Source organism: Sporosarcina ureilytica (assembly GCF_001753205.1).
Taxonomy (GTDB): Bacteria; Bacillota; Bacilli; order Bacillales_A; family Planococcaceae; genus Sporosarcina; species Sporosarcina ureilytica.
This window is the reverse complement of the sequence record NZ_CP017560.1, coordinates 1,937,329-1,954,219: the sequence shown is the minus strand read 5'-3', so window position 1 is coordinate 1,954,219 and position 16,891 is coordinate 1,937,329. Positions and strand designations below refer to the sequence as shown.

Sequence of the window (16,891 nt, the reverse complement as noted above, 5' to 3'; positions counted from 1 at the left end):
AAAGTTTTCTGCTCTCGTTGCAATCAAGGCATTTTTTATATACAATTAATGAAGCGAGCTTCTGCAAACGTTGATTTGACAACCTTTTCCGGAAGCGGTACGATAAAAGTTAAGAACATTCGTTTGATGGAGGCGGAATTTTGACGAAACAACCAGAAGTTTATAAATATGATGATGATTCAATCCAAGTACTAGAAGGATTAGACGCCGTTAGAAAACGGCCTGGAATGTATATAGGTTCAACGGATACACGCGGTCTTCATCACCTAGTCTACGAGATTGTTGATAATGCAGTGGACGAAGCTCTTGCAGGATTCGGTGCCGAAATAGATGTGACATTACATGTAGATGGTAGTGTCAGTGTCCGTGATTACGGACGTGGGATGCCTACCGGGATGCACCAAATGGGAAAACCGACGACAGAAGTTATTTTGACCGTGTTACACGCCGGCGGTAAATTTGGCCAAGGCGGTTATAAAACAAGTGGTGGACTCCATGGTGTTGGTGCTGCTGTTGTGAACGCTTTATCTGAATGGCTAGAAGTGACGATTTATCGAGATGGAAAGAAGTTTCGTCAACGTTTTGAGCGGGGTGGAAAGCCAGTTACAACGCTTGAAAAAATCGGTACGACGAGAGAAAAAGGAACAGATATTCATTTCAAACCAGATTCTACAATATTCTCCGCTGTTAAATATCAATATGAAACATTAAGTGAACGTTTACGAGAATCTGCATTTTTATTAAAAGGGTTAAAAATAAATTTAAAAGATGAAGAGACTGACAAACAAGAAACTTTTTTCTATGAGTCAGGCATAAAAGCATTTGTTTCATATTTAAATGAAGAAAAAGATGTACTGCATGAAGTGGCTTACCTAGACGGAGAATCGGAAGGCATTGAAGTTGAATTTGCTTTTCAGTTTAGTGATGGCTATTCTGAAACGATATTGTCGTTTGTTAACAACGTTAGAACAAAAGATGGCGGAACACATGAGACAGGGGCACGAACGGCTCTAACTCGTGTTTTTAATGATTATGCAAGACGAACTGGTCTTTTAAAAGAAAGAGATAAGAATCTAGAGGGAGCAGATGTTCGTGAAGGGATATCTGCCATTATTTCTGTTCGCATCCCGGAAGAGATTCTTCAGTTCGAAGGACAGACAAAAGGGAAGTTGGGCACAAGTGAAGCTAGATCTGTCACAGAGTCTGTAATATCCCAAAAACTATTATATTTCCTTGAAGAGAATGCGGAATTAAGTGCCTCGCTTATCCGAAAAGCGATTCGTTCCCAACAAGCAAGAGAAGCGGCACGTAAAGCACGTGAAGATGCACGGTCCGGTAAAAAGAGAAGACGCTCGGAAACGTTACTTTCAGGTAAGTTAACCCCCGCCCAATCTCGTAATGCGGCAAGAAACGAATTGTATCTTGTCGAAGGAGATTCCGCAGGCGGTTCTGCAAAACAAGGACGCGATCGTGTTTTCCAAGCGATATTGCCTCTTCGTGGTAAAGTGATTAATACCGAAAAAGCAAAGCTGGAAGACATTATGAAAAATGAAGAAATTAACATGATTATCCATGCGATAGGTGCTGGCGTGGGCACAGATTTTCATATTGAAGATGCAGCCTACGATAAAATTGTCATTATGACGGATGCCGATACAGACGGTGCACATATTCAAGTACTCTTATTGACGTTCTTTTATCGATATATGAAACCACTCGTTGAGGCTGGAAAAGTCTTCATTGCACTTCCGCCACTATTTAAAGTATTTAAAGGCACAGGCAAGAAAGAAAAGGTTGAATATGCATGGACAGAAACAGACCTTGATGCCGCAGTAGAAAAAATCGGTAAAGGCTACATGTTACAACGTTATAAAGGTCTTGGGGAAATGAATGCGGACCAATTATGGGAGACAACAATGAACCCTGCAACGCGTACGTTAATCCGTGTCACGATTGAAGATGGTGCTAAAGCAGAGCGACGCATTACAACGCTCATGGGTGATAAAGTTGAACCAAGAAGACGATGGATAGAAGAAAACGTCGATTTCGGACAACTTGAAGAACATAATATTTTAGATAATGAATTTATCCATGTCGAGGAGGATTATGAATGACAAATGTTGAACGATTTCAAGATCTTCCACTCGAAGAAGTTATCGGGGATCGATTTGGAAGATATAGTAAATACATCATTCAAGACCGAGCATTACCAGATGCGCGTGACGGATTGAAACCAGTACAACGCCGGATTTTGTATGCGATGCACCATGATGGCAATACACACGAAAAGGCATTCCGTAAAGCTGCCAAAACAGTTGGAAACGTAATTGGTAATTATCATCCACACGGAGATTCCTCTGTCTATGAAGCGATGGTGCGGATGAGCCAAGATTGGAAACTTCGCCATTTAATGATTGAAATGCACGGAAATAACGGTTCCATCGATGGCGACTCTGCGGCAGCAATGCGTTATACAGAAGCACGTTTATCTGCGATTTCCGGTGAAATGTTGCGAGATATTGAGAAAAACACGGTTGATTTTATTCCAAACTTTGATGACACGGAACCGGAGCCTACTGTCTTACCGGCTAGATTTCCAAATCTACTTGTCAATGGGTCAACGGGAATTTCAGCGGGTTACGCAACAGATATTCCACCGCACGCACTCCATGAAGTGCTCGATGCGGTTCTTCTTCGACTTAAAAAGCCGAATGTAACGGTTGATGAACTCATGACGGTCATCAAAGGGCCTGATTTTCCAACCGGCGGTATTATACAAGGAACGGATGGAATTAAAACAGCCTATAAAACAGGTAGAGGTCGGTTTGTGATTCGTGCCAAAACGGATATCGAATCTTTAAAAGGCGGAAAATCCCAAATTGTCGTATCTGAAATTCCATATGAAGTGAATAAAGCAAATCTCGTAAAGCGTATGGACGAACTCCGAATTGATCGGAAGTTGGAAGGGATTGCCGATGTAAGGGATGAGTCGGATAGAACAGGTTTGCGTATTGTAATTGAATTAAGAAAAGATACGGATAGTAACGGTATTTTACAATATTTATTAAAAAATACAGATTTACAAGTGACGTATAATTTTAATATGATTGCAATTGCTGGGCGCCGGCCAACTTTAATGTCGCTGCCAATGTTACTAGATGCTTATATTGACCATCAAAAAGAAGTTGTGACAAGAAGATCGGAATATGATATTCAAAAAGCACAAGATCGTCTACATATTGTAGAAGGCTTAATGAAGGCGTTATCTATATTAGACGAAGTCATTCAAACGATTAGAAGTTCTAAAGATAAGCGCGATGCTAAAAATAATATTATCGAGAAGTTTGGGTTCTCCGAAATTCAAGCGGAAGCGATTGTATCGTTACAGTTATATCGATTAACGAACACAGATATAACAGAGTTGCGAAAAGAAGAAGAAACATTGAAAAAAACGATTGAAGAACTAGATGCAATCTTAAAAAGCGATAAAAAGCTTACGGCAGTCATTCGTAAAGAATTGACGGCACTTCGCAAGAAATTTGCTGAGCCTAGAAGATCGGAAATTGAAGCAAAAATCGAAGAAATTAAAGTTGATATTGATATCCTTATACCGAGCGAAGAAGTGTATGTTTCTGTTACAAAAGACGGCTATATTAAACGAACGAGCATTCGTTCTTATAGCGCATCAAATGGTACTGGACATGACATGAAGGAATCTGACTATATGTTATTTGAAGAGCAGATGAATACACAGCATCATCTATTGTTGTTTACGTCATTCGGTAACTATTTATATCAGCCAGTACATGAGTTACCAGATATTAGATGGCGTGATCTTGGTCAACATATTTCAAGTATCATTCCCTTAGAGCCGAATGAAGAAATTGTAGCGGCAATTGGTATTGAAAATTTCGAAGAAGATGCGGTCGTCGTAACCGTAACTGAGAATGGAAACATTAAAAAATCATGTTTATCGAATTATCCAGTCAGACGTTATAATCGAACATTTATTGCAATGGGCGTTCGCGATGGTGATCGGATGGTTGACGCCAAACTCGTGAAAGGCGATGAAGATGTCATCCTCTTTACGCATCAAGCGTATGCACTCCGGTTTTCATTGTCTGAAGTGAATGTAACTGGTATTCGTACCGCTGGAGTTCGGGGGATTAATTTAAAAGAAGATGATAAACTTGTCTCGATAGTTGTCGTATCTGATACGAATGCTTCGATTATTGTAGCTACACAGCGTGGGGCAGTGAAGAGAATGGGACTTAAAGAACTTGAGACAGCGAAGAGAGCTCAGCGCGGACTTCTCGTCTTAAGAGAACTACAAACGAACCCTCACCGGGTAATAGGTGCAGTGATGGCAACAAATGATGAAATTATTGTATTAGCGACAGAAAATGATGAAAAAGTACCGGTTCAAGCTGGTACTTTAAGATTAGTAGATCGTCAATCGAATGGAAGCTTTATTGCCGATGAGAAAAAAGAAGGAAAAGTTTCACATATTTATAAGGATCCAAAAGCGATTATAGAGTCATAACCAGAGTCACGGGTGTAAAAATCCCCGTGACTTTTATTTTGCAATGCCGTATAATAGTTCGAAATACGAAGTATTATAAAGTAGCTGATTTTATTACGAACGGGGATAGTGTTATGTGGAAAAATCGTAACATTTGGATTATTTTAGTTGGGGAAATGGTTGCGGGTTTGGGTTTATGGACAGGGATTATTGGTAACTTAGAATTTATGCAAGAAAAAGTTCCATCTGATTTTGTGAAAGCGTTAATTATGTCTGTAGGATTACTTGCAGGACTTGTTGCAGGTCCATTGGCCGGTAAAGTGATAGACCAATCCAGGAAAAAAACAGTGCTCCTAATTTCGGGTTTTGGGAGAATGGTGAGTGTTGTGTTCATGTTAATTGCACTCGGTACCGGATCGATTTGGTGGATGGTTGTTTTCATGATTAGCATTCAGTTAGCGGCAACTTTTTATTTCCCGGCATTACAAGCTACAATTCCACTTGTTGTGAAAGAGGACGATTTATTGACAATGAATGGGCTGCATATGAACGTTGCGACTGTTTCTAGAGTGCTTGGGACCGCTTTAGCAGGCGTGATGCTCGTCTATTGGTCGCTCGTGACGCTTTATTGGGCTTCGATTATCGCTTATGGCGCACTGCTCCTATTCACCTTCATGTTGCAAATTGACGAAGGAGAGGGCGTAAAAGACAGGGAGGCAAAAGTGAAAAGGCCAGCAAAATCTGGTGGTTTTATGGAAGTGTTTCCTGTGTTAAAAGCGTATCCGGCAGTACTGATGACACTTGTTATGACGTTAATTCCTTTACTCTTTATCGGTTCCTTTAACTTGATTGTGATTAATATTAGTGAGATACAAGATTCGGCGGCCATGAAGGGATTAATTTATACGTTTGAAGGCATTGCATTTATGCTCGGCGCTTTTGCGGTAAAATATATCGCCAAAAAATGGAGAACAACGGTTATATTGTTTGCGTTTGCTTCGTTTGTGGCGGTTGCTGAATTTATGTTATATTTTGTTGAGAGCCAAATGATTACGTTAGCTGCTTTTGCAGTATTGGGGTTTGCTTTAGGCTGCTTTTTCCCAACGGCGATGGTCATCTTTCAAAAACAGATGCCAAAAGCATACCACGGCAGGTTTTTTTCATTCCGTAATATGTTAGAACGCGTTATGTTTCAAGTTGTCCTACTAACAGCAGGCGCTTTTTTAGATATTATCGGACTACAATCGATGGTTGTCATTTTTGGATTCATCAGTTTAGGATTAACCGCTTTATTTTTTATTCAAATGAAGCGAAGAAATATCATACTCGAACAACCAACCGCGGAAAGCATATGACTTTTTGCGGTTTTTTTAGTGAATAATCGTGAGTACCATAATTAGGGGGATTATTTTGGGAGGGTTTGTGGTTATCGCTATATGACAGTGAATCAATCATTCATATAGCAGTCTTAACACTTTCAAATGAAATGGGTGATTATTATGGAGAAGGAAACAAAAATAATATGCAATCAACGACTCATTTTAAAAGCTGCGCAATCAGTATGGGCTGCAAATAAATATTTTGTTTTAGCATGCAGTCAGCAGCAATATCGTAAAGTTCGTGAACATCTACGCCCGGAAAATGTGAAGTTAGTGAAGGCTTACGAAGTACTTTCCGATGTGTATACTGCATTTAAGGAAGTGCCAAGTACTGATTTACCGCAAATTACAAATGCGCTGTACCATATATCTGGTTATTTTAAGAAAGTATTACCAAGTGCAGCGAGACAAGAGCTGGATATGCTGATTCAAGTGAATCCAAAAGAAGCTTTACGTATTTTAGAGAGCTACACACTTCATTATCAAGTTGATTATTTATTGAATTGTAGTTTGTGGCCAAGTAAAAGAGGGAATTGTTTTAATCAAATTACTGCTCTGCTGAAAGACAAAGGAAAAACGTACCCACCGAATACACTCTATTGGAACGGTAACTCTGTCATTTTTAAACAGAAGGAAAGCAATGACATCTTTTAGAGAATCTAGAGAGTAGGGAATAGAATGAGATTATGGCATGAAGATTTATTAACAGAACTACCTAGACAACAGTTATTAGGGCAACATAGGGAATGTTGTGCACTTCGCGGCTTAGGTTGGAATAAAAAGCATGCGACTGTAAATTATGTATTTGACCACGACCCCTATAAGCTTTTTCAATACCACATGAAAGTGATCAATGAAATGAAAAGACGAGGTTATAAGAATGATCCGTTATGGGAGAATCCAGCATATCGTGGAAAGCAATGTTCATCATATGAAGTGGTAGTAATTGAGCAGGAAAGTAAACCGATTTATCCCGAGCATAATGAATGCTATATGAAGGAATGCCTTGAAAATCTTGCGGAGAAAGGCATTCATTTAATGATTGAAATGCCAGGTTCTTGAAATAGCAGAACCTGACACTTCATTTACGCACTTGGATGCGAAAGTCCGTCCCAAACAGATTTATAAATCTCTGTCACTAATTCATCTAATGACAAGGGAGTAATCTTGCGGTATCGTGACGAACTGCGGCGGCGCAATTATGATGGGTTCTCTTACAACGGTTTTGGGAATGCTCTCGCTAGGACTCGCGTATTACGTATCGTACGACCGCTTTGCAGTGCCGTTTAGCTTGTCAATCTTCATCATGGGGATTGCGGGGCACTAACTTTGCTTCCAGCCATTCTAGCGTTACTTGGGTGTGTTGCATTTATTCCGCGTACTGAAGAAATGATGCAAGAAATTGAACAGAGAAAAGGGAAGTCGCGATCAATCGATTATTATTCCGGTACTTCTTGTTATTATCGCCGTTTTACTATTCGTTTATTTAAAGTCCATTGTCGCGACAGCTTATTTACTTGCAACTGTTTTATTATCTTATTTCTCAGCTCTTGGACTAGGTTGGATTGTGCTACATCATTTCTTTGGTGTTAGGAAATCCAAGGGCTAATTTTATGCGTTCGTCTTTTTAGTCGTATTAGGGTGAGGATTACAATATCTTCCTCGTCTCAAGCATTTGGCAAAAGCACAAGCATATGCCGTTAAAACAAGCCATTTTCTTCCAGCCATGAACGATGAAAGCTATGCCATACAAGGTAAAGACGAATAACATATTGAAAAGCATCTCTTAATGAGGTGCTTTTTTCTATTGGAGATAATCCAAATACTTCGTACGATATGCCTTGTGCTACAATGGATGCAAGAATTTATTGCAGAGATTCTCAATCCTAAGTCATTTAGATAGAGTAGGTTTCACACGAAAGGAAGGAGTTCAATGATTCAAACAAAAAAGGATGTCCTTCGATTCGAGGGTGAATTGAATAGCATTAGAAGAGAACAGATGCGTTTTACTGAAACTTGTTTCAACGAAAAAATACATGAAAGCTGGGAACAGTTAAAATTTATTGCAGCAAAAAAACAATTACAAGCAATGCCAATTGATACGATTTCGACATTAGGAAGAGGAATTCCGATTAATCGATTAGCAATGAATGGATTTGAAACGATTTTTGACATTCGGAATAAAAGCATAGAAGACTTGAGAATGATCAATGGTATCGGTGAAGTAAGTGCGCAAGCAATTTATGAAGCTGTGTCGAAAAAAGTAACATCTGTCTATGAAGCAGCAACACCTAAACTTAATCCGATCATCTTTCAAAAGAAGATTTATTGCTAATAGAAAGCATTTATCGCAAATGGAAACTTTCAGAAGCAGTTGAGTCTTTGAGAGTTACAATAGAGACATTGGACGAAGGTTGAAAGTAAGTTTGCAATAGCAAAGAGAAAAAGAGGTTTTTGGGGGAGTCTTTTCCAAACTAAAAATGAAAAAGAGAAAATAAACGATGCGATGAATAGATTAAATGAAAAAATGCATCAAGACACTTTACACAAAGCAAGAAAACAGTTGATGCAAATTCATCAGTTTACAGTTTCTCATGACATTCTAACGAATCATTTTATTGAAAAAAACGCATCCTATTATACTGAAATTGAAAAAGTAATAGGATTTGATGCTTCTACGATTACAGATGATTTTTTGTCGAACGAAATTGTTGAAGAAATTCAAACGTTACCATTAGATACAACAGGATTGAAATTAGACTTACGTCAGTATCAAATGTTTGGGGCAAAATATGCTTTGCATTATAAACGTACTTTACTAGGTGATGAAATGGGGCTTGGGAAAACGATTCAAGCGTTGGCACTTATTAATCATTTATTCGAAAATGATGCAAAGTATTCAATCGTTGTTTGTCCTTTAAGTGTGTTAGCGAATTGGAAACGTGAAATTGAACAACATTCTGATTTAAAAACATTTTTTTTCACGGAAATCAGCGGGAATCGGCGTTTACAGCATGGCAGAAGGAAAAAGGCGTTTTATTAACAACATATGAGCATACTTTTCACTTAGACATGAAGAGTATAACAATCAATGCGCTGATAGTAGACGAAGCACATTATATTAAAAACCCAGAAGCGAAACGATCGAAAAGTGTTTACCAATTAGCAAGCATTGCAGATTATGCGTTGTTTATGAGCGGGACACCGCTTGAAAATCGTTTGGAAGAAATGAAGCAGTTAATAGCGGTATTACAACCTAATATCGCGGAGATGTTATCAAATGAATTACATTTACTGCACCCAAATGAATTTAAAAAGACGATTGCACCTGTTTATTTACGAAGAAATCGAAAAGAAGTTTTAAAAGAACTTCCGGAACTTGAAATCATTCCGCAATGGATGGATTTTGGGGAAAATGAACAAGAACGTTACGAACGAGCAGTTAGTTAGTGCTGGGCAGTTAATGTTAATGCGGCGGGCTGCATGGCTAGGCGGAACTCCTGAAAAATCACCGAAACTCCAAAAGTTATTAGATATATGTGAAGAAGCGCATGAGAATGGCCATAAAGTGTTAGTATTCTCGTTTTTTAGAGACGTCATACGGACTGTGCAAAGTCATTTAGACGGCAGAACCTTTGAAGCAATTACCGGGGACGTACCAAATCATAGGAGGCAAGAGATTATCGATGAGTTTACGAAAGCGAAGCCCGGGTCTGTCTTACTAAGCCAAATTACTGCAGGCGGCGTCGGTTTAAATATTCAAGCGGCTAATGTCGTCATTTTATGTGAACCGCAGTGGAAACCCTCAATTGAAGAACAAGCAATTAGTCGCGCTTATCGAATGGGGCAATCAAGAAATGTCGTAGTATATCGTCTTTTAACGGAAAATAGCATCGACGCGAGTATGCTGGAGTTATTAGGTCAGAAAGCCGGCTTATTTGATTTATATGCCAGAGAATCCGAAGTTGGATCGCTCGCTTTAAATGAATATGAAGATGGCGATGACGAATCGGTTAAAATGAAAGTGTTACAGTTAGAGAAAGGTCGACTGAAGAGCATGACAGGTTAGATGAAGTGGGGGATAATATGATTAGTATCGCCAAGTGAAGAAGGATGAACGATTATGAACATTTAAGTATTGTTGAGTAAGTAATTCTTATTTTAATCTTTAGGTTGTTGTAGAATGTGGAGTACGGTATGAATGAGTAGTAAATCACAAGATATCGTATATATTTATGTATTAATTATTTAACAAAATGAAGTATTAATTGTAGTCAAGTTCTAACACTGAAAAACGTTAGAACTTGTTTTAATTTCACACAGCTTAAGATGAAGATGCCAGCAAGTCGATAACTAGGAAACTGTTTTGAAGTATTTTCGAATGAATCTTGAGTGATTGGATTTATCTTAGCCAAAAAGTAATCTGTTGATAAAGCCTTAGAAACTTAACAGTATGTGATCTATAAGGATAAAATCAATAAATCCTATAAAAACACAAAATATCTCAATGTTATAAGTATACTTATCAATGAAACGTAACTTCCGATAATATATATTATGACGGGGGCGTTCTGTGATGTATAGAGTGATATGTTAATATCACTCCTTCTGCTCTATCCTGTATCGATAATTTTTGTTTTTAACATCATTAATATTAATAAATTGGACGCCATACTCAATTACATCATTTATAAACAAATTCTTTTCTTTAGCAAACCATCTCAAGCTCTCTAATAACTCTTTGTCATAAGTTGTTTTATATTGGACTCGATCTTTTGGTCTTAAATCCTTGTTATAAGAAATACTCCCTTTTATTAACACGTTTATAATTCCGTTCTCCAATAAATAGTTAACATGCGTTCTGTTTTCTTTTGCGATAACCGTTAATTCTTTTAGAATGGATTTACTAATATTAGTTCTAAATTTTATTCGGGATACGTCTACTGTTTGAATTAGTTTCCCGTCTATCATTTTCCACAATAATGTTGCCCCCAAGCTAATTATTAAAAATATTTAATCGTTGTTCCATACGTTCTCTTTTAGATAAAATATAATCATTATTATGTGCATGTTTATAGATGATTTTAGCAAGTTTAGGGAGTTCCTCTTTGCCTTTAATCCAAATTCTGTAAATTGCCTTTCCTGTTTGAGTAGTAGAAGTTGTAATTTCAGTTCGCAAATTCCAGGTTCGGAAGACGGTATGAAGTCCTTCAGCAAAGGATTGACTAGCAGAAGTTATATTCATTACATAACCAGTGTTTTGTACCCAGCCATCACCATCTATTACACCTCTGATAAAGGAAGCTAAGTACTCTTTTGGAACTGCCGGAAATGCTAGCGTTAATGATTTATTAGGAGTTATGCCTAATTCCTCTAAATCTTTTTTAATTACTTTAGAGTTAATAATAAGCATAGGTGTAGATCTTGTAGGCGCGCTAGGTGCTAATATATAGTCTGCCTGCATATAATTTGCAATTAATCGAAGGATTCTTTCTTCCTTTTGTGCAAAGTATATAGTATGCGTTTTCTTGTGCATTTGGCCATCTGTAACAAACAAACCTAATACCCAAGCCATTTCATGTGACCAAGTCTTAAAGTAGTCTTCATTAACTTGATTCTTTCTTGGTTGCCCGGAATACTGCTCTCGATTCATAGGTATATTATGCTTGTACATAACATTACGGATAGCACGATCCGAAATCCCGACAATTGCAACCATTTCCTTAAATGGCATTCCACTTTTATACATCCGAATAATTACTTCGTCTGTCATTCCTGGATTTCTTGGCATAGACATTACTCCTTTCTCGTGTCATGCTAAAAGAGATTTATTTAAGTAAAACAAAAATAACATCTTACATACTCAATTATACAAACAAAGGTTCTAATTGTCCAAAAACAATAGTGACTAATTAATTGGGAATATCGTTAATTAAAGAAAGACCTTACGGCATTACCCGTAAGGTCTGTATACAACTGAAAGCGCCAACAGCTCGAATACTATTTCCCCATTTTCCATACAGTCGCTATATTGGCAGCCATTCTTTCCGCATAATCGGCTGCATGCTCTAATGCATCTTCCAATGTAACGGCGCCCGGCACGATGCTGAAAACCGCGTCCATGCCATAATCATGAACAATATCGCTATCAGCTGACAAGCTTCCTGCCAGCCCAATCACTGGCACGCCGAATCGCTTCGCCGTTTTGGCGACGCCCATTGGTGTTTTTCCAAAAATTGTTTGTGCATCGATTCTTCCTTCTCCCGTAATGACAAGATCCGCATCTTGTACGGCTTGGACGAGACCGGTTGCTTCTATGACGATGTCTACTCCTCGCTTCAGTTCGGAAGGTAAAAAAGCGAGCAATCCACCACCCAGCCCCCCCGCTGCACCAGCACCAGCAAGATCCCTAATACTTTTCCCGAGATCACGTTCAATGATGGTTGCGAAATGATGGAGATTCTGATCCAACTGGCTGACCATCTCCGGAGTAGCACCTTTTTGTGGACCGAAAATGGCTGATGCACCTTTTTCTCCCGTAAGCGGGTTGTCCACATCACAAGCAATTTCTATTTTCACATGTTCCAACCTTGGATCCAATTGAACGGGATCAATCATCGCCAATTCATGCAGTGAACCGCCGCCCGGACCGATTTCCTTGCCATCAATGTCAAGAAGCTGGGCACCGAGAACTTGCGCCATTCCCGCACCGCCATCATTCGTGGCGCTTCCGCCAAGTCCGATGATAATATGGTCCACCCCATAATCTAAAGCGGCGGCAATCAACTCTCCCGTTCCTCTCGTCGTTGTGAGAAGCGGATTTCGATTCCCGTTCGGCACCAAATGTAAGCCAGAAGCTGCCGCCATCTCGATAACAGCGGTCCGTTTATTGCCTAAAATGCCAAAGAAACTCTCAACTGGCTCTCCTAGCGGCCCCGTAACCTGTTTACGAATAATTTCACCGCCCGTCGCATCGACAAGCGACTGGACAGTTCCTTCTCCTCCATCGGCCATCGGTACTTTTACATATTCAGCATCAGAAATCACCCGTTTCATGCCTCTTTCAATGGCTTCTGCAACTTCTTTCGCTGTCAGACTTTCTTTAAATGAATCAGGCGCAATGACGATCTTCATGTTTATCCCGCTCCTATCCCTTTATACTTATCCCCAAAATTGGAACACACCGAAAATCAATGTTGAAATAACAGCGATTGTCACAACCCGATAATTGTTTCATACGGCATCACTTTCTTTACTGACAAAATTCTAGCATGCTTCTACTTTCTGTTGCAGAGAACAATTGTTCTATCACGTGAAAAAGCGCATTTTTTAATGAAAAACCTTACAATGTCCTTAATCCCAAATTGTTTATCCTAGTAACATCATATTTAATTGCGAAAAACACAATAATATAATCCGGTTGTCAATCAAACGTATAATAAAAGTATATAAAGACTAGTATAAAAAAGACCGCCTCGATACTGTTTTATCGAAACGGCCAAATGTAATAGCAGGTCCCACCAAGGGATCGGCATAAATAAGGTGGAATAACCCATCCATATTGAGCCTCTAACTCAAGGATGGGTTATTTTTGTTGTATTCATCACCATCTTCACCAAGATTAACATCCAAAAGGTATACGCTCTCCCCTCTCGTAAAGTGGTACTTTACCATATTTTCATCATAATTCTCCCAACAAACATTCTTGAAATCTTCTCATGTAAATAACTACGAAATTAGAAACTCGAAAACAACCTTTATAATTGGTTTTGCAGTGAAAATGTTTTACGCTCGACTTAAACTAACATTTCAATTATGATTAAATTGAGAACTTGAGTTAATTCTTTAATTGATCTTTTTATTTTTCACATTATAAAAAGCACGTTTTCAATTCAATACGCACTTCGATTAAGAATAATTCTATTCATAACAAAAACAAACAAGCGAGGTACTATGCATGAATAATCTATTAACTGGAAAAAACTTTATAATTATGGGTGTAGCGAATAAACGAAGCATTGCCTGGGGGATCGCTAAAGCCCTAAACGAAGCAGGAGCTAATTTAATCTTCACTTACCAAGGTGAACGTCTAAAAAGAGAAGTTGAACGACTAATCCCTGAGTTAAATCAAGAAAATACATTACTTGTAGAGTGTGATGTAACAAGCGATGAAAGCATTGATAACGCTTTTGGAACGATTGCCGAACAATATTCGGTTGTTGACGGTTTAGCACACTGTATCGCTTTCGCGAAAAGAGAAGAGTTAACAGGTGACTTCTCAGATACAAGCCGTGATGGTTTCCAACTTGCACATGATATTAGTGCATTCTCTTTAGTGGCTGTTTCTAAGGCTGTCAAGCCACTTCTAAAAGAAGGCGGCTCAATCCTAACACTTACTTACTTGGGCGGGGAAAGAGTTGTTAAAAACTATAACATTATGGGTGTCGCCAAAGCCTCCCTCGATGCAAGCGTTAAATACCTTGCCAACGACTTTGGACAGCATGGCATTCGTGTGAATTCTATTTCTGCTGGACCGATTCGTACGCTTGCAGCGAAAGGAATCGCAGGCTTTAATGAAAACCTCAAAGTTATTGAAGAAAAAGCACCTTTAAGAAGAACGACGAATCCAGAAGAAGTCGGTAAAGCCGCTGTATTTTTACTGAGCGACCTCGCGAGCGGTGTCACTGGTGAAAATCTACATGTCGATTCCGGCTATCATATCATCGGTTATTAATGTTTCCGGAATGACCGAAATTAGGTTCTTTGTCAAATAAAAATTGGTGAAGAATTTAATCGACGATCATTTATCTATTGTGGGAAGATTCAAATTCAGTAAAAAACTGACTTTGGGTCTTCCTTTTTATTATACGACTATCTAAATCCCCCATCACTTTCCATTCTAAAGGTTTAAAGAAACCTCGGAACAAGTGTTCCCAACCCTAAAAAAGCGCATTTTGTTGTAAATAATTCAATATCCTTTAGCCAATTTGCATCTTATAAAGAATAAATATCGTTTATAATCACTTTAATTGTTGCCAACTCTAATTTTGCTTGAGTTGTGTCTTGTTGCTCTGTTGCCTTAATTAGCCTATGAATACTTTCATTTAAGCCTTCATACTCCCCCTCATCCCCCAATAACTGTAATTTCCATTGTTGATTGTCATATAGCGTTTTTAGGTTATTTGCTTGCTCAACTAAAAAACTCCATTCAGCAAACTCAAGATGTTCCTCGATTGTACTTATATGATCATTAAAATAAGAGTGCCCGGTTACCTTTGAGCAACCAGTTAGTAATAATAACAGGACTCCAATCAATATTAATTTTCTCTTCAACATTGAGCACCTCACCTTTGTATGTTTCTTACTATATTGCCCAATAATAAGATAAGCATAAAAAAGGTGGAGGGTTTTACGTGCCAGAATTTTTATTAATACTCATTCGATCCATTGGGGCTTTTCTTATATTATTAATAATGGCCCGCATTATGGGGAAAAAACAGCTTTCACAACTAACGTTTTTCGATTATTGTGTTGGTATCACAATCGGATCTATTGCTGCAACTATGTCCGTCGATCAAAATGTTAAAATATCAAATGGAATTGTTTCATTAATTATTTGGGGTTTGTTTCCACTCGTTTTAGCCTATTTAGGCATAAAAAATCGAAAGTTTCTACACTTAACAGATGGAAGGCCTGCCATTATTATTAAAAATGGCCAAGTGTTAGATAAAAGTATGAAGAAAAACCAGTTGGCAATTGATGAATTAATGATGTTGTTACGTGAAAAGAGTGTTTTTAAAGTAGATGATGTAGAGATGGCTATTTTAGAGACAAATGGTGAACTCAGTATCATGTTGAAAACTGAGCAACAACCTGTTACACCTAAATTATTAGGTTTAGAAGTTGAATCCGAACATGCTCCATCATTGTTAATCGCAGATGGTACGGTTTTAGAACAGAACTTGGCGATGCTTGGTTATTCTTCAAAATGGTTATTAAGCGAGGTTAAAAAACAAGGTGCATCCCAAATTAAGGATGTGTTCCTGGCTCAAGTAGATTCAAAAGGCAATCTCTATGTTGATCTATATAATGAAAAAATGGTTCAGAATCAGGTTGAGCAACGACCATCATTGACGGATGCGCTCAAGAAATTACAAGCAGATTTAGAAAAATTCTCCCCTGAAACCGAAAATAAAAAGACGAAGAAAATGTACAGCGAGCAAACAAAAAAATTACAAAAAACAATAGAGGATATTATGCCCTACTTAAAATGATTCAAGTGTGATACGTTTGGTACTTATTAGATATACCCAATCGGTTTTTATGTACGACTGCTATCTTTGCTGAGGCTTCTTATTAAATGTAATTTCACCTAAAGTTAAACCCTCTTTTCATCCTTGTTTCGGGTAAATAGTTAACATGTGTATCATTTTCCTAAAAGCCAACAAACTTGCCAGGCTAATATTAGTCAGAATTTAGTTGCCGGAACACCTGTTGTATGAACTGTTTCATCTATTTTGATTGTCAAAACAAACATTCTCTTTGTCATACTTCCTCACTTTACTTGAAAGCTGCGTAGGTTTTATTTTCATTAAAATAGGTATACACGGTGTATGCCTTATACGGTTTTAATTTATTGCAGAGGCAGCGCCCCGAACATAATAAACGAAATATTCCAAGTAATCCGCCAGTAGGAGGATGATACTTCTCTCAAATAAAAATCACAAATCCAGCTAAGGAATTGTGCCATATTAAAAGCATGTGTTATTGTTCAGCCACAACTTTTTTTCTCCAACTCTATCTGCGCAGTTCTTTCAAAGTCTATGTAACAGGTTGCCGCCATTCCTTCCCTGGGTTAATCAGACGAAGGCCAATCTCATCTTCAAGGACATGGAGGTGAATCGATTTGTACGTGTAAAGCCCACCATAACGCAACCCGTACCGCCGTATGGTTGGGTTCACTGCCTTCTCCCCTCAAATTGGTTTATTA

The 16,891-nt window shown here is 38.3% G+C and carries 14 protein-coding genes and 2 pseudogenes; 11 read left to right on the top strand and 5 right to left on the bottom strand.

Features of this window, described 5'->3' with window-relative positions; genetic code table 11:
* The first annotated feature begins 140 nt into the window (after positions 1–140).
* From parE to BI350_RS09570, 9 genes and pseudogenes are all read left to right on the top strand, one after another.
* Positions 141–2,114: a DNA topoisomerase IV subunit B gene (parE, locus tag BI350_RS09615; RefSeq protein ID WP_075527903.1), complete on the top strand. Its 1,974-nt coding sequence runs from the start codon at positions 141–143 to the stop codon at positions 2,112–2,114.
* On the top strand, positions 2,111–4,543 hold the full coding sequence (parC, locus tag BI350_RS09610) for a DNA topoisomerase IV subunit A (protein WP_075527902.1): 2,433 nt from the start codon (positions 2,111–2,113) through the stop codon (positions 4,541–4,543). The genes parE and parC overlap by 4 nt, the downstream gene beginning before the upstream one ends.
* 113 nt (positions 4,544–4,656) lie before the next feature.
* Positions 4,657–5,877, top strand: a complete 1,221-nt coding sequence (locus tag BI350_RS09605) for an MFS transporter (RefSeq protein ID WP_075527901.1) — start codon at positions 4,657–4,659, stop codon at positions 5,875–5,877.
* A gap of 144 nt (positions 5,878–6,021) precedes the next feature.
* On the top strand, positions 6,022–6,555 hold the full coding sequence (locus tag BI350_RS09600) for a DUF1722 domain-containing protein (protein ID WP_075527900.1): 534 nt from the start codon (positions 6,022–6,024) through the stop codon (positions 6,553–6,555).
* A 24-nt stretch (positions 6,556–6,579) separates the two neighbouring features.
* Complete coding sequence (locus BI350_RS09595) at positions 6,580–6,963, top strand: TIGR02328 family protein (RefSeq protein WP_075527899.1); 384 nt, start codon at positions 6,580–6,582, stop codon at positions 6,961–6,963.
* A gap of 361 nt (positions 6,964–7,324) precedes the next feature.
* Positions 7,325–7,592 (top strand): annotated as a pseudogene (locus tag BI350_RS17435) (MMPL family transporter); the annotation flags it as partial.
* 242 nt (positions 7,593–7,834) lie between these two features.
* Entirely contained in the window at positions 7,835–8,236 is a 402-nt protein-coding gene (locus BI350_RS09585) for a helix-hairpin-helix domain-containing protein (protein ID WP_075527897.1), read from the top strand.
* Positions 8,237–8,407: 171 nt separating this feature from the next.
* A pseudogene (locus BI350_RS17430) lies at positions 8,408–9,351 on the top strand (SNF2-related protein).
* A complete protein-coding gene (locus tag BI350_RS09570; RefSeq protein WP_075527894.1) occupies positions 9,317–9,970 on the top strand; it encodes a helicase-related protein in 654 nt (217 codons plus the stop codon). The pseudogene BI350_RS17430 and the gene BI350_RS09570 overlap by 35 nt, the downstream one beginning before the upstream one ends.
* Positions 9,971–10,500: 530 nt before the next feature.
* On the opposite strand, the gene BI350_RS09565 is transcribed toward BI350_RS09570, so the two are convergent.
* The 3 genes from BI350_RS09565 to BI350_RS09555 form a co-directional block, all read right to left on the bottom strand.
* Positions 10,501–10,872, bottom strand: a complete 372-nt coding sequence (locus BI350_RS09565; RefSeq protein WP_245698335.1) for an rRNA methyltransferase — start codon at positions 10,870–10,872, stop codon at positions 10,501–10,503.
* A gap of 25 nt (positions 10,873–10,897) precedes the next feature.
* Entirely contained in the window at positions 10,898–11,692 is a 795-nt protein-coding gene (locus tag BI350_RS09560) for an LAGLIDADG family homing endonuclease (RefSeq protein ID WP_075527892.1), read from the bottom strand.
* 209 nt (positions 11,693–11,901) lie between these two features.
* Positions 11,902–13,035 carry a glycerate kinase gene (locus BI350_RS09555; RefSeq protein WP_075527891.1) on the bottom strand — a complete coding sequence of 378 codons (1,134 nt, stop codon included), beginning with the start codon at positions 13,033–13,035 and terminating at the stop codon, positions 11,902–11,904.
* 823 nt (positions 13,036–13,858) lie between these two features.
* Here BI350_RS09555 and fabI point away from each other — a divergent pair.
* Positions 13,859–14,635: an enoyl-ACP reductase FabI gene (gene fabI, locus BI350_RS09550; RefSeq protein ID WP_075527890.1), complete on the top strand. Its 777-nt coding sequence runs from the start codon at positions 13,859–13,861 to the stop codon at positions 14,633–14,635.
* A 260-nt stretch (positions 14,636–14,895) separates the two neighbouring features.
* Here the strand turns inward: fabI and BI350_RS09545 are convergent, their stop codons facing one another.
* On the bottom strand, positions 14,896–15,237 hold the full coding sequence (locus BI350_RS09545; RefSeq protein ID WP_075527889.1) for a DUF4363 family protein: 342 nt from the start codon (positions 15,235–15,237) through the stop codon (positions 14,896–14,898).
* Between the two features lie 77 nt (positions 15,238–15,314).
* Here BI350_RS09545 and BI350_RS09540 point away from each other — a divergent pair, with 77 nt between their 5' ends.
* Positions 15,315–16,175 (top strand): DUF421 domain-containing protein, encoded by an 861-nt coding sequence (locus BI350_RS09540; protein ID WP_075527888.1) that lies wholly within the window; start codon positions 15,315–15,317, stop codon positions 16,173–16,175.
* Between the two features lie 547 nt (positions 16,176–16,722).
* Here the strand turns inward: BI350_RS09540 and BI350_RS16920 are convergent.
* The gene (locus tag BI350_RS16920) at positions 16,723–16,863 is read right to left on the bottom strand and encodes a hypothetical protein (RefSeq protein WP_245698243.1); all 141 of its coding nucleotides are present in this window, start codon (positions 16,861–16,863) and stop codon (positions 16,723–16,725) included.
* Positions 16,864–16,891: the final 28 nt, after the last annotated feature.